Raw genomic sequence first — 17,964 nt, forward strand, 5'->3', positions numbered from 1 at the left:
TATTATATAACAAATATTAACAGCCATAAATTTCGATTTTGAAAATTATGTGAATTAAGAACGAAATTAGCTTTTTTCTTAACTATTATTAATTTCGTTTACTACTAACTTCTTTTTCCTTAAATAAACTGCTCGATCCGATTTTTTTGCAACTTCTTGTGAATGCGTAACTACAATTACACATTTATCCTCTTGATGAGCGAGCTCCTGAAACAACTCAATAATTTCATTTGTTGTTTCTCCATCAAGGTTTCCTGTTGGTTCATCAGCAATCAATAAATCGACATTGCAAGATAGTGCTCGAGCAATTGCTACACGTTGTTGTTGTCCACCACTTAGTTGCAAGACATTTCGTTTCGCTTCTACTTCTGTGAGTCCTACCTTCTCTAATAATTCTAATGCTCTTGCTTTTTTATTTTGTACCTTCACACCTGTAATTTCCATTGCCGTTAGTACATTCTGAAGAGCGGTCATATAGGTAATCAAATTATACGCTTGGAAAATTACGGATACATTTTGATTACGGTATCGATCCAAACCAATTTTTCGAATATCCTTGCCATTATATAGTACATAACCGTTTTTAGGTATGTCCAGCCCACAACCTAAGCTAAGAGTTGTGGTTTTGCCAGATCCAGAGGGCCCTAAAATCGTGTAAAAATGCCCTTTTTGAAAAGAAAAATTAACATTATCTAGTATCGTTACTTTTTTCCCGTTACTTTCATAATAATAATCTAAGTTTTTAAATTGTAAAATCGTCTCCATATCGAGCCTCCTTATTCATCTTTTAAAAGAATTTGTTTTGGATTTAAGCGTAGAATAGATAATGCTGGAAGAAGCGTTGCTAATATAGCAATAGCTAGTCCAATTCCCCCCATTTTTCTTACATCTTCTCCCGTTACACTTACATCAATTTTATCAATTGGATCTTCGTTTTGGTTTTGTGGCGTACCACCAGCTCCAACCATCATTACACTACCATTTTGTGAATTGTCTTTTTCTTCGCTTGCTGTAGCAATTTCACTCGAAAGTAAGTTATCCCCTACGAATTGAGAAACTTTAGCTCCTGTTGTTAGAGATAATCCTAACGCTAAAATAGCAATACATACTACTTCTACTACGAACTGCGCCATCAGTTTCCATTTTTTCTCTCCAATGGACAATAAAATCCCCATTTCCTTACGACGTGCTTTAATCGATAACATAATGATTAATCCTAAGATAATCGCACCTGCAATAGATACCATATAGATAATCATTTGAGAAGTAGAAGCGATATTTTCGATAGGCCCAATCATTTGTTTGTATAATGAATCATGTGCATCTAACTTAAAATAATTAAAATCAATATCAGATTTTTTTGCTTCTTTTTTAAATGCATCAATGTATTGTGGATCGTTCAATAAGTACACAACTTGAATACTACTACTCATACCTTCATCTGTTTCTAATTTTTTTAAAGTAGAGTAAGGCATATATAGTTTATTAGCTGGATTCATCATAGGAGGGGGATTTTGACCCATTGGTTGCTCATTCGTTTCGTAAATACCGATAATTTCAACTTCAAGAGTTTCCTTCTTATCCCCTGATTGAACTTTAACTTTATCTCCTACTTTCAAATTGTTTTGTTCCGCTAATCGTTTTTCCATTAAAGCTACATTCTGATCTTGCATCTGTTCTGTAATTGGTTTTCCATCAACGATTTTACTTTTTCCATTTTTGAAACTTTCTTGTAATAAAGTCTTGCGAACTCCTTCTATCATAAGAGAAGAATTCATATCTATTTCTGAACCTGAACCTGATCCTCCCACCATTGCAACGTTACCTTTTCCTTTTCCTTCTCCTTCTGAAGCCCCTACTAACTTAAACCCATCCGCAATTCCGAAATTATTGGTTATATAATTATAGTCTTTTACATGCTTGGACTTCGCTAATTTGTCTGCTTCTTTTGTGTTGAGTTTCGGCGGCTTAGGCATCTCGCCAGTTTCCCTAGCTTGTTGACCTAATTTGTCAAAATCAAGACCTAAAGTAACATCTGCACCTAGTTTTTTTCTTGCTGCATCAGCAGCTTTTTTTGATGCATTTTGGATTGTGAATCCTGCCAGCACTAAATTTGTAACAATCAGGAAGACTGCCATCAAAATTAATGATGTTCCTATTCTTTTTTTCATACTGAGAATTGCGCGTTTTATAAAATTCATTTTTCCTAACCTCCTTGATAGCTATTATTCTATATACGCTATCTAGAGTTTGTATGGAGTTACTCAGTAGTTTATCTAGAGATATATGGAGTTTATGTGTACTTATTCATTGACCTTAGCAAGAAAAACTGGAACACAAATTAGAATACGCAATTGATTTTGAATATTGGTAGAGAGCCAGTCCATTAATGTGGGGTGAGGACGAATGGAATGATCGTACATATAAAACTAGTAAAATAGAAAAAACCACCGAAAGGTGGCTGTTAAGCGGTACGTGTTTGTTCCATTAATTTCACGGTTTTTGTTAGTTTTTCACCATTTCGATAAACGGTTACTTTAATTGTATCCCCCAATTTTTTCTTTTCATATAAATATTTACGGAATTGAACGACATTTTCTATTTTTTGTTCATCCAATGCAATCACAACATCATACTGTTGTAAAAAAATAACCTGTTTTTTTATAGGATTCATTCCTATTGTTTTCTGTTTGATTTGTATCAGCGTGTCCCATTGTGAACATTCCTTTCACCTTTTATTTCACTTGAATATTTTAATTTTCATATTTGAATTAAGATGTATGGATGTGATATTTAGGACTCACCATTTCCCAAAAATAAAAAGGTATCTTTAGGCATGGTTTAGACATAAATTAACTGTTTTTTTCATAGAGGGAATTGTATAATTTAATTTTCATATAACTGCATATAAGTTTTTTAAAATAATTTTGAACAAATCTCTAAAAAAAGAGCCTATTCGGCTCTCATCAAATCAATTATTCAATGTACATAGCATGTTATACAGGTGTTTTGCAAAAAGTGGCTACAAGGAACAATAACCATCCATTAGCTTATTTACTCTTTTGTTATAAACGTAGAGCCGAACGTTCTCGTGAGAATGGAGGATAATAGGTTTGTGTGTAAATAAGAAGGAAGGGATAAAATTTGATAGATTGTGTAAATCGTCAACATCATGTATCAATCCTTTCTATTTGATACATGTAGAATACAAACCTAATCTGTATTCTATATGTAGTTAATCTAGAGTTATAGTAAAGTTTTTCAGTACTTCGTTATTGAATACACAAAAAAGAAAGAATTAATTTGATCCTCTCTATTTTTGTTGCCTAAACTTATATAGCTTTCTTTTATTTACACTTGTGTATTTATTTAAGTACGGTGCTGATTTCAATTTTTGTTTTTTCTCTTTTATGCGACTATTATTAGAATGAGGGGCCATCCACAGTTGTACATCTAATAAAGAAAGAATGATGTTTGCTTCCAGTGACATCTTGATTACCTCCCTCTGTCTTGTTATGTATATAACCTATCTCATGCATCTGGAGCTAATTTGAAATACATGTAGTTTTTCTGTGAAGTTTTTATAGAGTTACTATGTATTCTAATACGTCTCCACATCAACTCCAGATTAGAAGGTTATAATGACTACAAGAGGTGATATAACGATGAACTATCATATTCTGGTGGTAGAAGATGATCAAGAAATACAAGAATTAATCAAACAATTTTTAATGACACAACAATATAAAGTTATAGTTGCATCAGATGGATTAGAGGGCATGAAACAATTTAATAAGCAGTCCTTCGATTTAATTCTTCTAGATGTGATGATGCCAAACCTGAATGGATTTGAAGTTGCCAAAATGATTCGAAGTCAGTCAAATATACCAATTATTATGCTAACTGCGCTAGAAGAAGAACAAGATCAAATGAAAGGATTTGATCTTGGAATCGATGATTATATTACGAAACCTTTTTCTTTTCATGTTTTGATGAGACGAGTCGAAGCAGTACTGAGAAGAAGTAATAATCAAAGTACGGATAATCATTTTGTATTTAGAGAACTACATGTCGATGGCGATGCATATAAAGTATATGTAAATAAAGTTGAGGTTCCCCTAACGACAAAAGAATTCGAAATTTTGCAACTACTACTTCAAAATGAAAAAAAGGTACTCACAAGAGAAAATATCGTAGAAAAAATTTGGGGATATGAGTATGCCGGAGACACACGAATGATTGATACGCATATGAAAAACATACGAAAAAAATTAGATATACCCTACATTAAAACAGTAAAGGGCATTGGTTATAAAATCGATGAATAGGATTGTAAAGATCATGAAGATGAAGAGAATTACCTATAAACTCTTTATGACTACATCCCTCATTTTGTTAGCCTTTGCAACCTTAATTTATGTAACTTTATACTTCTTTCTCCCTAAATTTTATGAGAAATACAAAACAGATCAGCTTCAAACGGGAATCGAAGAAATAATTGATAAATCTAAAGATCTTACGCTTCAAAATGCAAAACCACTTTTTGATGAATACGCACAAAAAAATAACGCAGTGATCTACCTTCAAGATAATGATGGAACAATTATTTATTCTCCTTCTTTTACTTTTCTTCAAAGTACTATACAAGAAGGTACTATTCAAAGAGGCACTATACAAGAAAGTACTATACAAGGAGGTACTATACAAGGAAGTACTCAACCAAAAGGGTTTTTTAAAGCAATACCAATAAGGAATTTAGATAATCCTCGTAATTCATATGAGGTTACCAAGCCAATACAATTCCAAGATGTTAACTTAACGCTTGTGGTGTTCGCAACATTTCAACCGATCGATGAAGCTTCACAGGTCTTGGTACGTTTTCTTCCCTATATCAGTATCATTGTACTGGTTATTGGCTTAGGAAGTGCATATTTTTATTCAAGGTTTATTACAAAACCACTTATTTATATTAATGAGGGTGCACAAAAGATGGCAAACTTGGATTTCTCCGAAAAAATTGAGGTTCGTTCTATGGATGAATTAGGGGAATTGTCCAATAGCTTGAACGATATGTCCATAAATTTACAACAAGCAATTTTCGATTTACAAAAAGCGAATCAGCAATTGAAAAGTGATATTGAAAAAGAAAGAGAAATAGAAACAAAGCGAAGGGAATTCTTTGCTATTGTAGCACATGAATTAAAAACTCCTCTTACTGTTATGAAAGGTTACTTAGAAGGGATGATATATAATATTGGCCCTTATCAAAATCGTGACCAATATTTAAAGAAAAATCATCAAATAATTGGAAGTATGGAACAACTGGTTCGCGAAATTTTAAGCACGTCAAAACTAGAACAACACACCTTTAAACCACAAGTAGAAGAAGTAAATCTTTCGAAGTTAATAGGTACAATCACAAAAGACCTCGAATTTTTTGCTTCTCAAAAAGACATTCAAATAATAAAAGAAGTCGATTCTGACATTTTTGTTTATACGGATTGTGTTCTTTTAGAAAAAGCTTGTAAAAACATCATTCATAATGCGATTATGTATTCACCACTTAACGAAAAGGTCTATATAAAGTTAAGCCAAAAATCTAAGCAAAACTATATCGAAATGCAAGTCCTTAATACAGGTGTCGAAATTAAAGAAGAGAATATACAACATATATTCGAACCCTTTTATCGAATCGAAAAGTCAAGAAATCGAAATACTGGAGGGAGTGGCTTAGGATTATATATTGTAAAACAAATTTTCGAATCCCTTTCTATCACGTATTCTATGAATAATACCAAACAAGGCGTACAATTTTTGGTTACCATTCCATTATCCATTAAGTAAACAACAAAAGAGTCTCGATCTTATTTCATTCTATAGAAATAAGATCGAGATTTTTTATATAGGATACCGTCACATTGATAAAAAGAGTTACTTAAAATATAAGTTATATTCTAATATTTTATTGTTGCTAACTGACGGTATCATTATATTTCATTCTGCAGCTTATTTAGAAGAGTTATGTACATTTCGAAGAAGTTCTTCAATAAGTTTTGTTTTTTCATTCACCTTTGTGGCATATGTGAAATCACCATAACAATATGGATACCTAAAATTATTTTTATTTCCACCACAAGTGTACATCGCTGGATTTTGATCAACTTTCATCTTAGAAAACTTTTTAGCCGAATCTTCCGAGTGTTGTTTAACTTCTTGACTGGCAATAAAATCAATATACCCTGGTCCCATATTATAGCTTTGAATAATTGCATCCATGCTAACATCTTTTTCCGTTCCATATTTGTACATTTTAGCAAAGTGTTTTACCCCTTGTTCAATGCTCAAGCTTGTCTCTTGAATTTCATTTGGCTTTAATCCAAGTGATTCAGATGACTGCATAGGGTCGTTTCCCTCACCTCTACTCTCTTGGTACATAATTCCTAATAAAACTGCTGTTTTCCCTCCTAAATTATATTTTTCTAATTCTTTTTTCAAGGTAGGCTCATATTGCAATACACGTTTTTCGGTAGCGAGCGCTTTATTTTGTTGAATATTAGTTTTATGATTAATATATAGTATTCCAAGCATTGTTCCTAAACCTAAAATACTAATAAGGCATACTGTAATAATTCGTTTTTTACTCATATCCTTCATATATTTCTCCTCGTATAAGAAATTCAATTTTTCAATGGCGGTTGGTTATTTACAAAATATATAATAATCATCTATTTCTCTGCCCCTTTCAGACTCAAATTTATTTCTTTTAGGTTTAAAGTTTAATATAAAAATTTAAAGATAAGATAAAGATAAAATAAAGAAAAGATAAAGTGCATTTTTAGAGCACTTTAAAAAGATATTGGTACAAACGAATATGTGGGACAAGTTGTAGATATGAATGGATATAGTGATAATCGAGAGGTTATCATACAAGTTATTAATTATGGAGATATTATTCTAGAAGAAGTTGTACTATTTAATAACTTACTTTAAATTTACTTTGCTCATCTACTGCATTCTAACAATCATCATCATACATGGCTTAATACATTACTGAAATAAAAAAAGCCCTGCATTACGCAGGCTTTCTTTATGATTTCACCGTTAAATTATTCATAAAACTTTCTATAGAATTCGCCTGGAATATACGGAAATAAGGAGATTGAACGTCGTAATGTTTTTCAGTAATTATAAGGATTGAAGGAAAGAATTTAGAGCCTTTAGGTTGCCAGGATTCATTATGCCATTCTTGGCTATGAAAATATAATTCATATTTATCTATTTTATCTTGCATAATCTTATCACTGTAAACTGACTTTTGAACTTCAATAAAAAATGGTGATCTACGCCATATGGTAAATGCATCTGGTTCCATATATTCTTTCCCATACTTTGGTTCCACTTTGAATAGTTTAGGATTTTCATAATGAACGAGTTGTTTGTATACGTCCACAATACCAAGGAAATGGGGAATTTTTTGACTTGTCTTTCTGATAGAACTTGGCTGCGGAAAATAAACGTATGGGTGCTGCAATACGTTAGCATCAACATGGCCGTCTCTTCTTAATCGTTTCATAACCGTATTACAGCAAGTTACCGCATTCTTTAAGCCTTGAAAGTGCAAGTCAATAATATCGTCACGGGACATGCATCTAAATCGCTTCAAATCATTCAAAATTCCTTTATCTCTACTCTTCATCATCTAACACCCCAAATAACGGAATTTCTTCTTGCGATGAATTCTGGAGTATTTTCTCCTCTTTAGACATGCGATATGGTTCAACAATTTGCTTCGCCTTACTTAATTCCAAATAAGGAGCTTGCACTTTCTTTAATCCATTTCGTTTTAAAATCATTTGGCCTGATTGCTCTAAATGCTCTGAACCAGGAGTACCCATGATATTACTATTAATTGCACTATCACATTTAAAGCCAATTCTTACGGTCATATTGAGCTTTAACTTACCATCTAACACTTTCGCATCTGGCCGCTGCATACTAAGCATAAGAAACACCCCAAGTGATCGGCCGACTGCTGAAATCTTTTCAATCGTAACCATACACTCTTTTTCATCTTTAAGCATAGCCACTTCATCGATGGCAAGTAGAATATATGATTTTTGATGACTAGTATTTAAATTGTTGTACGCATCAATATGATCAACCTCATATTCTTCCATAAGTTTTCTTCGTTCTCTAATTTCCTTCCACACCTTTTGAAGCATTATTTTCATTTCGATTTCTTCCATACAAACTTCTTTTACATGCTTCACTCTACGCAAAAAATGAAATTCAGAGTTTTTTAAGTCACCAAGGTACAAATGCAACTTTTCAGGAGACATATATTGAATAAGTGTGGATAATACAACACGTACCATACTACTTTTCCCGCTTCCCGTTTCTCCTGCTATTAATAAGTGTGGTGTATTGGAATCAACCATATCGTACGTAATCGTTTTTCCGAATTGGTCCCGGCCAACCACAACAGGAAGACGGTACCCTTTTAATAAGGGCTGCCATTCTTTATAACAGTAATTGTATGGTTTTAGTCCAGCATCTGAACGGAATACATGTAGTACAAACTTTTTCATATCCCCTTCAATCGTAAGATTCCTTCCTAATATTTGCTGAAAACAAAACCACTTCTTTTCAATCTTCTGTGGATCTAATCCGTTTGGTATGGTAAAAACATACCTCACGCTTTCTGCTGAAGAAGAAACATTATGTACCTTTGGATAAATAGGCACTTTTCCCCCACGCGTTTGATGTTCCGTATATAAACCTGCTTTTCCGAACACCTCCATAAGCTGATTCCTTAACCTTTGCGTACGAAGCCACTCCTTTATAATCCCCATTACTCCCTTCCCTCCTTAAAACATGATTACGATACGAACAAATACATATCCAATCAAGCAAACTCCACTAATTCGCGTGCCGTGATAAATACCTTCGCTTACAAATTTAGCTGCTGATATATAGTCATGTCGCACCAAGTATTTTTCTAACATGACTGCTCCGATTAAAATCGTTCCCATAACTCCTAATGCAATGTAAGTATGTAATACCTGATCCGACATATGAAGGAATGCGAAAGGACTTAATGAATTGTATTTACGAATTTTCTTTTTTTTATCTTTGTATGACCGATCCATAAACTCGCGAAAAGGAATTGTTTCTTTCCTAGCACGCATTTAAATGCCCCCTTTATAAACAGAATGAACAAACTAGATGAAATATAGGGTTTATACGCTTATTACCTTGATAGCATTATCTTGACTGTTAACATGGTAGATACTTTGCTAGTACAAAAGCTAGTTGATTTGGTATCTACTTTGGTAATAAGTTTGCTAGATACCATAGTGGCTACCTTGATACATCATATTGCGTGGGGCTTGTACATTATTAACACTTTTGTTTAAAAAAATCATGCTTTGGTAAAGATGTGATTAATAGAGGATTTAAGAATAGGAGTGTTCACAATGTTTGGCTTGGGGAAACCATTATCAAAGTTTGGTAAATTTTTAAGAAGAAATAATATTACTCAAACCGAATTAAAGGAATGGAGTGGAGTTAATCAAAATACAATTAGTCGTATTTCTCGTTCAAATACATACAAGCCTTCATTAGGGAATGGCCAAAAACTAATGAAGGCCTTAAAAAGAAAAGGTTACAGCGTAGACTTTGAGGATTTCTGGATGTAATAATCAGCTCGATAAACCGAGCTGATTATTTTTTGAGGAATTCATCATTCTTTTTGATTTTTTCAATACAGGTTTCTCTTTCATAAGTAAGAAGTAAATGCAAAAACATTTAATTTAGATTTTGGGGCCGCGTTAGCTTGTATAAAATCCCCCCACTTAAATCCATATAAAAGATCACTTTGATATTTATGTACACGGAATTTACGGGTGACACATCCGCTAGAATGCACCCATTTTTTTCTTAAGGTATCACAAATTGAACCGCAACTGGCCAATAAAAATTAAAGGAACATGATCTGAGGATGTTTGCTATACAAATAAAAGTGCTAAAATTCCAAAGAACGTGTATAAAAAGTGACAAACAAAAGATATATTGTTAATAGCAATAATATTAATACACAAGTAAAATACACGAGAGAAATGCGCTTTCTATTCACTTTCCAATTACGTATACTGGAAATCAAAAAACTTACTATCACCATACAACAAATCCCTACCAAAAACACCAATACATACTCGTGAATAATAACACCACAAATTAAAAATATAACTGCTAATATTGCTAATAGTGAATGTACTACACGCAAAAATAACCTCTCCTTATCTCATTGGAAATCCATTAATATACTATTATTTTATTTAGCAAACAGATGGTTTCCAATTTGTACAACGGTTTGACGTGTTGTAATCCATTTATCAGTCGAGGTTTTTGGATTATAGAAATAAAGCCAATCAGAATTTTTTCCTTTTGAAGTGAGAGCCTCTTCTACTGCCATTTTTGCTTCCTGTGTAGCAGGCTGATTAATTCTACCGTCTGTAACAGGAGTAAATGCATAACCATTTTTAATGGGCTCATAAATTACGTCTTTAATTGTATTTGGAAAGCCATTAGCGTTAACCCGATTTAACACTACCTTTGCAACTGCAACCTTTCCTGCATGCGGTTCTCCTCCTGCTTCTGCATTTACTAAACGAGCCATTAAGTCCACTTCTTGTAATGAAATACCAGTATCAATCTTTAAGTGCTGACCGACAAAAATTTGACTTCCGTCTACGTTATTGTTTTGTTTAATAGACTGTATTGAAACCTTATATTGTTGTGATATAGAACTTAATGTATCTCCGCTTTTCACTTGGTAAATTGCTTGATATGTATTAGTTGAAACTGTTGAATTATTTTTTTGAACATATTCGTTTGCAGCTGACGATCCTGGAATTGTTAAGCGTTCTCCAATATTAATTCGATCATTTGCTTTGTTATTAGCTTGTTTAAGTGATTGTACGGACACCTCATATTGTTTACTTATTGCTTCTAGGGTATCATTCTTTTGAACCGTATAAACCGTTGAAGCCGCAGCCCCTACTGGATTTGATACTATTGTAATCATTGCAGCAGATAATGGTAACCAGGTTCTCACCTTACATAACTTCATTCAAAAACTCCTCCTAAAAATTATTAAGTACTCTTAATATGTTTAAGCTAAAAACAATTCAAGCTATATATAGCGTAACAAAACATAAAATATAAGTCATTGAATTTGTATTTCTATATAATAATTGAATTGCTGAGGATATTGAAAATGAATTATTATCATTAGGTTTCAAAAGAACCGGACAATCTGCTCTAATTCTCAAATTAAATATGGTGAATATATAGAATTACTTCAATTTCCAAAGAAAAATTAAACCCTACCTTGAAGCCATAAGAGCCTCAAGGTAGGGTTTTTAATACATTTCATGGTTCTGTCGCAAAGTTTCCCCCATTCTTCTCTATTTACCTATACTTATATTTTTCATAATTTATTATGTTGTAGATATTGATTTAAAGTGTTTTGTTCAAAATAAACAATTGGGATTTTTAAGAATGAAGAAACTAATGTATTACCTCATTTTCTTAATTCACATAATTTTCAAATATTAAAACTCGATATGTTAAGATTTGGTATATACTGAAATCAACCCGTAGTTAGAGTGTTTGCTCCGATTCAAATTATGAGATAGTTTGTTTCACCTTTTTTACATTATCTAAAAAAGAACTTGTAGTGATTTCTACAAGTTCTTTTTGTCTTCTAAAAGAACATAAACAGTTCGAAATACATTTGACAGGTGCACTTTTCATTAACAGGCCCTTTGTAATTTCTGTTCAATAAAGTATAAAACGAAAATGATTTTTACAAAACTAAGAAAATAGCAAATTCATAAAAACCAGTTGTATCATGTGTACGTGTTGATACAACTGGTTTTTAATATGGGGAATTAGTTAGTTGTTTAACAAAATGTAAGAGAGGGAGAATTTAATATGCTGTTTTATAAAGAAAAGTTTTGCAAAGTTTGTTTTGCTTTTTCGTCCGCTATTTTTTCTAATTCTTTTGAAATGAACGATACAAAACTTTTGCTATTCATTATGTTATAGGAAACTTATAAAAAACAAAAAACGGATTAGGAATAAAAGTCAGCCTATGGCCTATGACCTATTTTTACACGTATCTAGGCTGTACCCCATATACATTTGTATTTAATTTCAAACGAGAAATATAGTATGTACCGCGTTGATCCATTTAATCTAAGTCTTCCAATGAAAAATAACCCAAATCACGAATACATAAGTCTCCTGGTTGTAAGGTATCTAGGCACTCCGTACCAAATGTTTTGTCATTATTTTTTCCTGGTCCAACTTGAAAGTTAAGAAATTCCCCACTGTGTAGATCATATTATAATTGGATTTTGATTCCAGCTTTTTGAACACATCCTCCAGAGCCTGGATATACATTTTCTAAAGCATTTAGCACTTGAAATACGGTGGGCATTTAGGATACGAATTCGTTGGAAATAAGGGAAGAAATGGTTAGAAATTTACGTTTGTTCACATACTTTTTGTTGTAACAGTAAAGAAAAAATATGTTGTAAAAACAAAACTGCTTTTGTATTCAAGCGTTTATTTAAGCCCTCAGCGCTGAGTAGAGTGCCTGTCGCTGCATGAAGCCTACTACATAATCGAACCAAGGGGGCACTTGCCACCCGTTGACTCATTCAAATACAAATAGTAGCTAAGTCTGAGCCAGAAAACTTGCGTTTTCGTTTTACAAACCCAAGTTCTTTTGCTAGTTCTTTTAAAAATACAGGTGTAACATATCGCTGTAATTCTTCCGCAAATGGTTGTAGTTCATCTTGAATCGAGAGATTCATAAGAAAACGTTATTCTTTCTAATCTAGCTTGTTTAGAAAGAATAACGTTTTTTAGTACTTAAGAGTATTAAAATCTCTTAAGTTTATGGGCATGTATGGTGCCCCCCTATTATAGAAGCTATTTTGAACGTAAGGGATTTGTAAGGAATAGGTAAGGAAAAAGAGATTTTCATTGTGTATGATCAAAATATAAATAAGCATGAAAGGCGGAACAGATATATGATTTCTACTGCTGACGACTTAAACAAATTATTCGCTTACTTATTCAGTGGCAAATGACTGAAGGAACAGCAACTAAAACAAATGCTTACTACAGTTCCTACAGGAAGAAAAGGAATCGATGGATAGAGTCTTGCAATCTATGAAATTAAGCTTCCAAACGGTGTCTCAATATGGGGACACGGAGGCGCCATTCCAGGGTTTCTTACTGTTGCTGGAGGCACACTTGGAGGTAAGCATACGTTAGCCGTCAATTTGAACAGCTTGGGTAAAGCTGACAGTCCTGATTTTTATAAAAATATTTTACTTGCTGAATTTAGCAAGTAGGCAAAGAGGAAAAACGGATAGATTTTGTCATATTTTTTATAGTTAAACAAATAAGTGATGAAATCGATCACTTATCTAAGGAGGCAATTCTCTCATGAAAAATAAACTATCTAGGGTATTAGCCGCTACATTTGCGCTAACGATGACCCTACCAACAGGCGCGATAGCGTCTTCTAGCAGTAAGACTCCGGTTGTAGCTAACCAAGAAGTTGCTAGCGAAGAACTGGAGAAGATTGCGGCAGATAAGGCTGCTCTACTTACGGAGTCCCATGGGACGACTAGCGTGCAGTATGCGCTGATTGATAATGGCAAACTTATTTTGTCGGGTCAGACAGACAAGAACGATATGAAAAGGAAACAGTCGCTGACTAAAGATACTCTATACGGGATTGGTTCAGTCAGTAAAATGTATGCAGCAACGGCTGTAATGAAATTGGTCGACGAAGGAAAAGTCGATTTGGATGCTCCTGTCGTCCACTATGTTCCTGATTTCAAGATGAAAGACGAGCGGTACAAACGCATTACGCCGCGTATGCTGCTAAACCACTCCTCCGGCTTGCAAGGTTCCACGTTAAGTAATGCATTTTTATTTAACGATAATGATACCTATGCCCATGATGTCTTGTTGCGGCAATTGTCCAACCAGAGCTTGAAGGCGGATCCTGGCGCTCTCTCGGTTTACTGCAACGACGGCTTTACGCTGGCTGAGATTTTGGTGGAAAAAGTCAGCGGTATGAGCTTTACCGAATTTCTACATCAACGGTTTACAGAACCCTTAAAGCTGAATCATACGAAAACGCCGCAGGACAAATGGGAAGGCGAAAAGCGGGCTGAACTTTATTTTCCGGCGTACCAAGGGCAACTTCCCATTGAATCGGTGAATGTGATTGGTTCGGGAGGGATCTCTTCCACGGCAGAAGATATGGTACGATTCTCACAATTATTTATGGGACAGGGAAAAGGGATTCTCTCTGATAAGGCAGTCAAGGCGATGGAGCAAGAGGAATATAAAAAAGGAATGTGGCCTGGGGATGGAGATAATATTTTCAACTATGGTCTTGGCTGGGATAGTGTCAAACTATACCCATTCAGTAAATATGGGATAAAAGGCTTGGCTAAGGGCGGCGACACGTCACTGCAACATGCTATACTGGTCGTGCTTCCGGAACAGAAGATGGCAGTGGCTGTGTTGTCATCCGGCGGGCAAAGCTCTACAAATCAACTACTGGCAACTGAATTACTGCTCGTCGCGCTTAAAGAGAAGGGCACAATTAAGGACATCAAGCCAAACAAATCCTTTGGCAAGCCGGTCAAGGCCAAGATGCCTCAAGACGTGGCGAAGAAAGCGGGATTTTACGGCAAGAGCGACAGTCATTTCAAAATAGAAATTACGAAGAATGGAGAACTGTTCTTACCATCTAATCGAGAAGAAAAATATGTATATACTGCGAATGGAAGCTTTATTAATGAGAAGGGTACTTCCAAGCTCAGCTTCGTCACTGAGAAGAATGGAAGAACTTATTTGAAGGAGAGCACATATAAATCGACGCCAGGCTTAGGGCAAAATGTGATGACTCACTATTTAGCCGAGAAACTAGAAGACAACGTGCTATCGAAGAAAACCGCTGCCGCATGGGCGAAGCGGGAAGGCGTCAAGTTCTATCTCGTGAACGAGAAATTTAGTTCTATTGAATATCTCGTTCAACCGAAACTTATTACCACACAAATTACTCGCAAGGAAGGCCTGGCGGGCTATTGGGACGGCAGAAAAATTACAGGTCCGAACACCGCGGCGCATCAACTCCAGATTCCCGTGATGAATGGCCGTGATACGACTGAAACTCATTTCTATACAGAAGGCGGCAGTGAATATATGGAAATGGCCGGATTGTTATATGTAAGTGGATCCAGCGTAAAACCGCTTGATGCAGGCCAAACATCCAAAGTTACGCTGCAAGCAAATGGGTATGCGAAATGGTTTACGATCCCACAAGCGACAGCGGGGAAAACGATGACCGTGGAGTTGCCATTGAAGAGTTCGTTCGCGGTGTATGATGAGAAGGGAGTATGTGTCAATTTTACCGTTGTGAGCGGCAATAACAAAGTAAAACTGCCAAAGAACGGAACGGTTGTATTTGCTGGCGCGCCGAACTCGGAATTTGCAATTACGTTGAACTAGCTACAATTCTAAATGGACTGCAACAAAACCAGTACGACACAGAAGAGGTGTTTTGCTGGTTTTGTTTGTATTTACGTATTATCTTTACGAAGAGGCTTTCCACAAATAATATCACGCTCAAACTCTGCAAGAACAGCTAGCATACCAGTTCTGGGCAATCATCTTTTGCCCCACGCATCTTCTCGATGTAAATACGTTCGTAGCCGGCATTATGATGTACAAGCCCTATACGATGCAGGAATTATCCGAGGTGTTTCGGCTACTAAGTTTAACCAACATGACACACTCACACATCAACAGGCTGCACTTATGTTAGAACGAACACTAGAATATCTAGGTGTAGAAAAAGAGCCAAATACAGGGCCCTACCACATACCCATCAACTTAAGAAGAATAAACGCCACCAAAACAAAAAAAGCCCCAAATTTTTCTTGAAAATAAGTTAGGGCTTTCGAACAAGAAAAGTATATTTTTAACTATGAAAACTACGATAAATTTTTCCTTTTTTCCTACTTACTAAATTCAGCAAGTAAAATATTTTTAAAAGGATTAGGACTGTCAGTTCTACCCAAACTATTCCAATTGACGACCAACGTATGCTTGCCTCCAAGTGTACCTCCAACAAGAGTAGTAAACCCTAGAATGCCACCTGTGTGTCCCCATATCGAGACACCGCTTGGAAGCTTAGTTTCATAGATTCCAAGACCATATCCATCGATTCCTTCTTTTCCTGTAGGAACTGTAGTAAGCATTTGTTTTAGTTGCTGTTCCTTCAGTAATTTGCCACCGAGCAAGTAAGAGAAGAATTTGTTTAAGTCGTCAGCAGTAGAAATCATATCTCCAGCAGAGCTACCTGCACTTGGGTTATAATAAGTAACGTCTTTTAGCTCACTTGCTCCGTCTGGTTGGACATATCCACGGGCATGGTTAGTGCCTGGAATAACACTTGAGTTGCCTGGTAGGAATGTATTCGACAATTCAAGTGGTTCAATAATCCGATTTTCAATCTCTTCCGCATAGCTGTTTCTGGTTACTTTTTCAATAAGAATGCCCAGTAATACGTATCCTGTGTTTGAATAAGACCAGCCATCTCCTGGGGCAAAGTCTGGAGGCAGAGAAACCCCCATCTTCACTAACTCTTCAGCCGTATACGATTTTTTTGTATCCGTAAAATCAGCGTCTTTTGACCTTGAGTATTCAGCGATACCACTTGTATGGTTCAATATCTGCCGGATAGTAATCTGGTTACCATCATATCCATTTCCTTGAATGACACCAGGCAACCAGTCTTCGATGTAGTCGTCTAGATTCAGGCGATTCTCTCCAGCTAATTGAAGTACAACTGTTGCGGTGAACGTCTTCGTCACACTACCAATGCGAAAGCGAAAATCTGTTTTCATTGGTTTCTTGGTTCTCAGATCCGCTATTCCAGCGGCATACCCCCACGTTTTTCCACCCTCAGAAGTTTTAGCAAGTATCCCCGGGTATCCAAGTTGCAATGTATCCCGCATTGCTTGCTTGACGGAAGTACGATCTCGTTGAGTATTTGTTTGTAACGAACTAGATACATTTTGAGTGGGCTCTGCTTTTACAATTGAGGTTGGTGTTGTATATAACAGGGAACTTCCAGCTATTAAAAGGGCCAGACTTGCACATGTAATTTGACTACGTATTTTCATAAGGCATTCCTCTCCTCTATTCATATTATATAAGTGTTTGCTTACTGTTCCTTACTTCCTGACAAGACTTAGGGAAAGACCCTCACGCATATAGATTAAAGCCCCAGTACAAAGGTATCTATCAATACCAACAATTTGAGCCATTTAAATCTCCATCCCTTCTATAACAAAATTATTCAAAGGTATGAAAGCATATTATGTACCCTTAGTTATTGTTAGGATTAACACAACATGAGACATAACCCCAACCCATATTTTACTTTATTTATCCATAATATGTATTGAGAAAGAATGTAAATTCGAATCCTTTCCGTAACCCAACTATTGATCGTTTTTTTCACCTATTATAATTAGTTATTTAGAATTTCATAATAAAAAACTGTAAAAAAAATAGCGAGTCCCTTAACGTACAGGAAGCGGTTGAAAAATATGTCTAAACGTACAATTTTCTTTTTTTGATATGGTGACCCCATCGCCATCAAGCTAAGGTTTTGAAGTACCCACTAAATGAAATTTTTCTTTCTCTACAGTTAGTTATTTTGAGAAGTCAGCTCATTTTTTTGTTTTTGGGGTGTTTACTTTTCTTAAGTTGATGGATGTGTATGGTGACCCCATCGCTATCAAGCTAACAAAACAAAATCCCCCCTAAAATGAAAAAATAAGCTATTCTTTCTGT

General features: G+C 35.1%; 14 protein-coding genes and 2 pseudogenes. 5 read left to right on the plus strand and 11 right to left on the minus strand.

What is annotated here, in order from left to right; all coding sequences use genetic code 11:
- Positions 1–78: 78 nt before the first annotated feature.
- From BAU23_RS00555 to BAU23_RS30080, 4 genes are all read right to left on the minus strand, one after another.
- Positions 79–765, minus strand: a complete 687-nt coding sequence (locus tag BAU23_RS00555) for an ABC transporter ATP-binding protein (protein ID WP_071733328.1) — start codon at positions 763–765, stop codon at positions 79–81.
- Positions 766–776: 11 nt separating this feature from the next.
- Positions 777–2,201: an ABC transporter permease gene (locus tag BAU23_RS00560; RefSeq protein WP_071733331.1), complete on the minus strand. Its 1,425-nt coding sequence runs from the start codon at positions 2,199–2,201 to the stop codon at positions 777–779.
- A gap of 263 nt (positions 2,202–2,464) precedes the next feature.
- A complete protein-coding gene (locus tag BAU23_RS00565) occupies positions 2,465–2,704 on the minus strand; it encodes a PDZ domain-containing protein (RefSeq protein WP_420913055.1) in 240 nt (79 codons plus the stop codon).
- 609 nt (positions 2,705–3,313) lie between these two features.
- On the minus strand, positions 3,314–3,490 hold the full coding sequence (locus BAU23_RS30080) for a hypothetical protein (RefSeq protein WP_165615080.1): 177 nt from the start codon (positions 3,488–3,490) through the stop codon (positions 3,314–3,316).
- Between the two features lie 151 nt (positions 3,491–3,641).
- Between BAU23_RS30080 and BAU23_RS00570 the strand changes: the two genes are divergently transcribed.
- Both BAU23_RS00570 and BAU23_RS00575 read left to right on the plus strand, forming a co-directional pair.
- The gene (locus BAU23_RS00570) at positions 3,642–4,328 is read left to right on the plus strand and encodes a response regulator transcription factor (protein WP_002169576.1); all 687 of its coding nucleotides are present in this window, start codon (positions 3,642–3,644) and stop codon (positions 4,326–4,328) included.
- 13 nt (positions 4,329–4,341) lie between these two features.
- Positions 4,342–5,844, plus strand: coding sequence for a sensor histidine kinase (locus tag BAU23_RS00575; RefSeq protein WP_071733348.1), 1,503 nt, complete (start codon positions 4,342–4,344; stop codon positions 5,842–5,844).
- Positions 5,845–6,006: 162 nt separating this feature from the next.
- Here the strand turns inward: BAU23_RS00575 and BAU23_RS00580 are convergent, their stop codons facing one another.
- The 4 genes from BAU23_RS00580 to BAU23_RS00595 form a co-directional block, all read right to left on the minus strand.
- Positions 6,007–6,654 carry a lysozyme family protein gene (locus tag BAU23_RS00580; protein WP_071733332.1) on the minus strand — a complete coding sequence of 216 codons (648 nt, stop codon included), beginning with the start codon at positions 6,652–6,654 and terminating at the stop codon, positions 6,007–6,009.
- Positions 6,655–7,087: 433 nt separating this feature from the next.
- Positions 7,088–7,663, minus strand: coding sequence for a replication-relaxation family protein (locus BAU23_RS00585; protein ID WP_071733350.1), 576 nt, complete (start codon positions 7,661–7,663; stop codon positions 7,088–7,090).
- Between the two features lie 22 nt (positions 7,664–7,685).
- Positions 7,686–8,852: an FtsK/SpoIIIE domain-containing protein gene (locus BAU23_RS00590; RefSeq protein ID WP_071733334.1), complete on the minus strand. Its 1,167-nt coding sequence runs from the start codon at positions 8,850–8,852 to the stop codon at positions 7,686–7,688.
- A gap of 15 nt (positions 8,853–8,867) precedes the next feature.
- Positions 8,868–9,188 (minus strand): hypothetical protein, encoded by a 321-nt coding sequence (locus tag BAU23_RS00595; RefSeq protein WP_071733336.1) that lies wholly within the window; start codon positions 9,186–9,188, stop codon positions 8,868–8,870.
- A 288-nt stretch (positions 9,189–9,476) separates the two neighbouring features.
- Here BAU23_RS00595 and BAU23_RS00600 point away from each other — a divergent pair, with 288 nt between their 5' ends.
- Positions 9,477–9,698, plus strand: coding sequence for a helix-turn-helix domain-containing protein (locus BAU23_RS00600; RefSeq protein ID WP_071733338.1), 222 nt, complete (start codon positions 9,477–9,479; stop codon positions 9,696–9,698).
- Between the two features lie 635 nt (positions 9,699–10,333).
- Here BAU23_RS00600 and BAU23_RS00610 read toward each other — a convergent pair.
- Together BAU23_RS00610 and BAU23_RS00615 are read right to left on the minus strand one after the other, a co-directional pair.
- Positions 10,334–11,131 (minus strand): cell wall hydrolase, encoded by a 798-nt coding sequence (locus BAU23_RS00610; RefSeq protein ID WP_071733342.1) that lies wholly within the window; start codon positions 11,129–11,131, stop codon positions 10,334–10,336.
- A 1,056-nt stretch (positions 11,132–12,187) separates the two neighbouring features.
- Positions 12,188–12,884: pseudogene (locus BAU23_RS00615) on the minus strand (IS4 family transposase); the annotation flags it as partial.
- Positions 12,885–13,103: 219 nt separating this feature from the next.
- Here BAU23_RS00615 and BAU23_RS30390 point away from each other — a divergent pair.
- A pseudogene (locus BAU23_RS30390) lies at positions 13,104–13,430 on the plus strand (serine hydrolase domain-containing protein); the annotation flags it as partial.
- A 94-nt stretch (positions 13,431–13,524) separates the two neighbouring features.
- Positions 13,525–15,609: a serine hydrolase domain-containing protein gene (locus BAU23_RS00625; RefSeq protein WP_071733344.1), complete on the plus strand. Its 2,085-nt coding sequence runs from the start codon at positions 13,525–13,527 to the stop codon at positions 15,607–15,609.
- Between the two features lie 509 nt (positions 15,610–16,118).
- Here BAU23_RS00625 and BAU23_RS00630 read toward each other — a convergent pair.
- A complete protein-coding gene (locus tag BAU23_RS00630; protein ID WP_071733346.1) occupies positions 16,119–17,288 on the minus strand; it encodes a serine hydrolase domain-containing protein in 1,170 nt (389 codons plus the stop codon).
- Positions 17,289–17,964: the final 676 nt, after the last annotated feature.

The organism is Bacillus nitratireducens (assembly GCF_001884135.1).
GTDB classification, from domain to species: Bacteria; Bacillota; Bacilli; order Bacillales; family Bacillaceae_G; genus Bacillus_A; species Bacillus_A nitratireducens.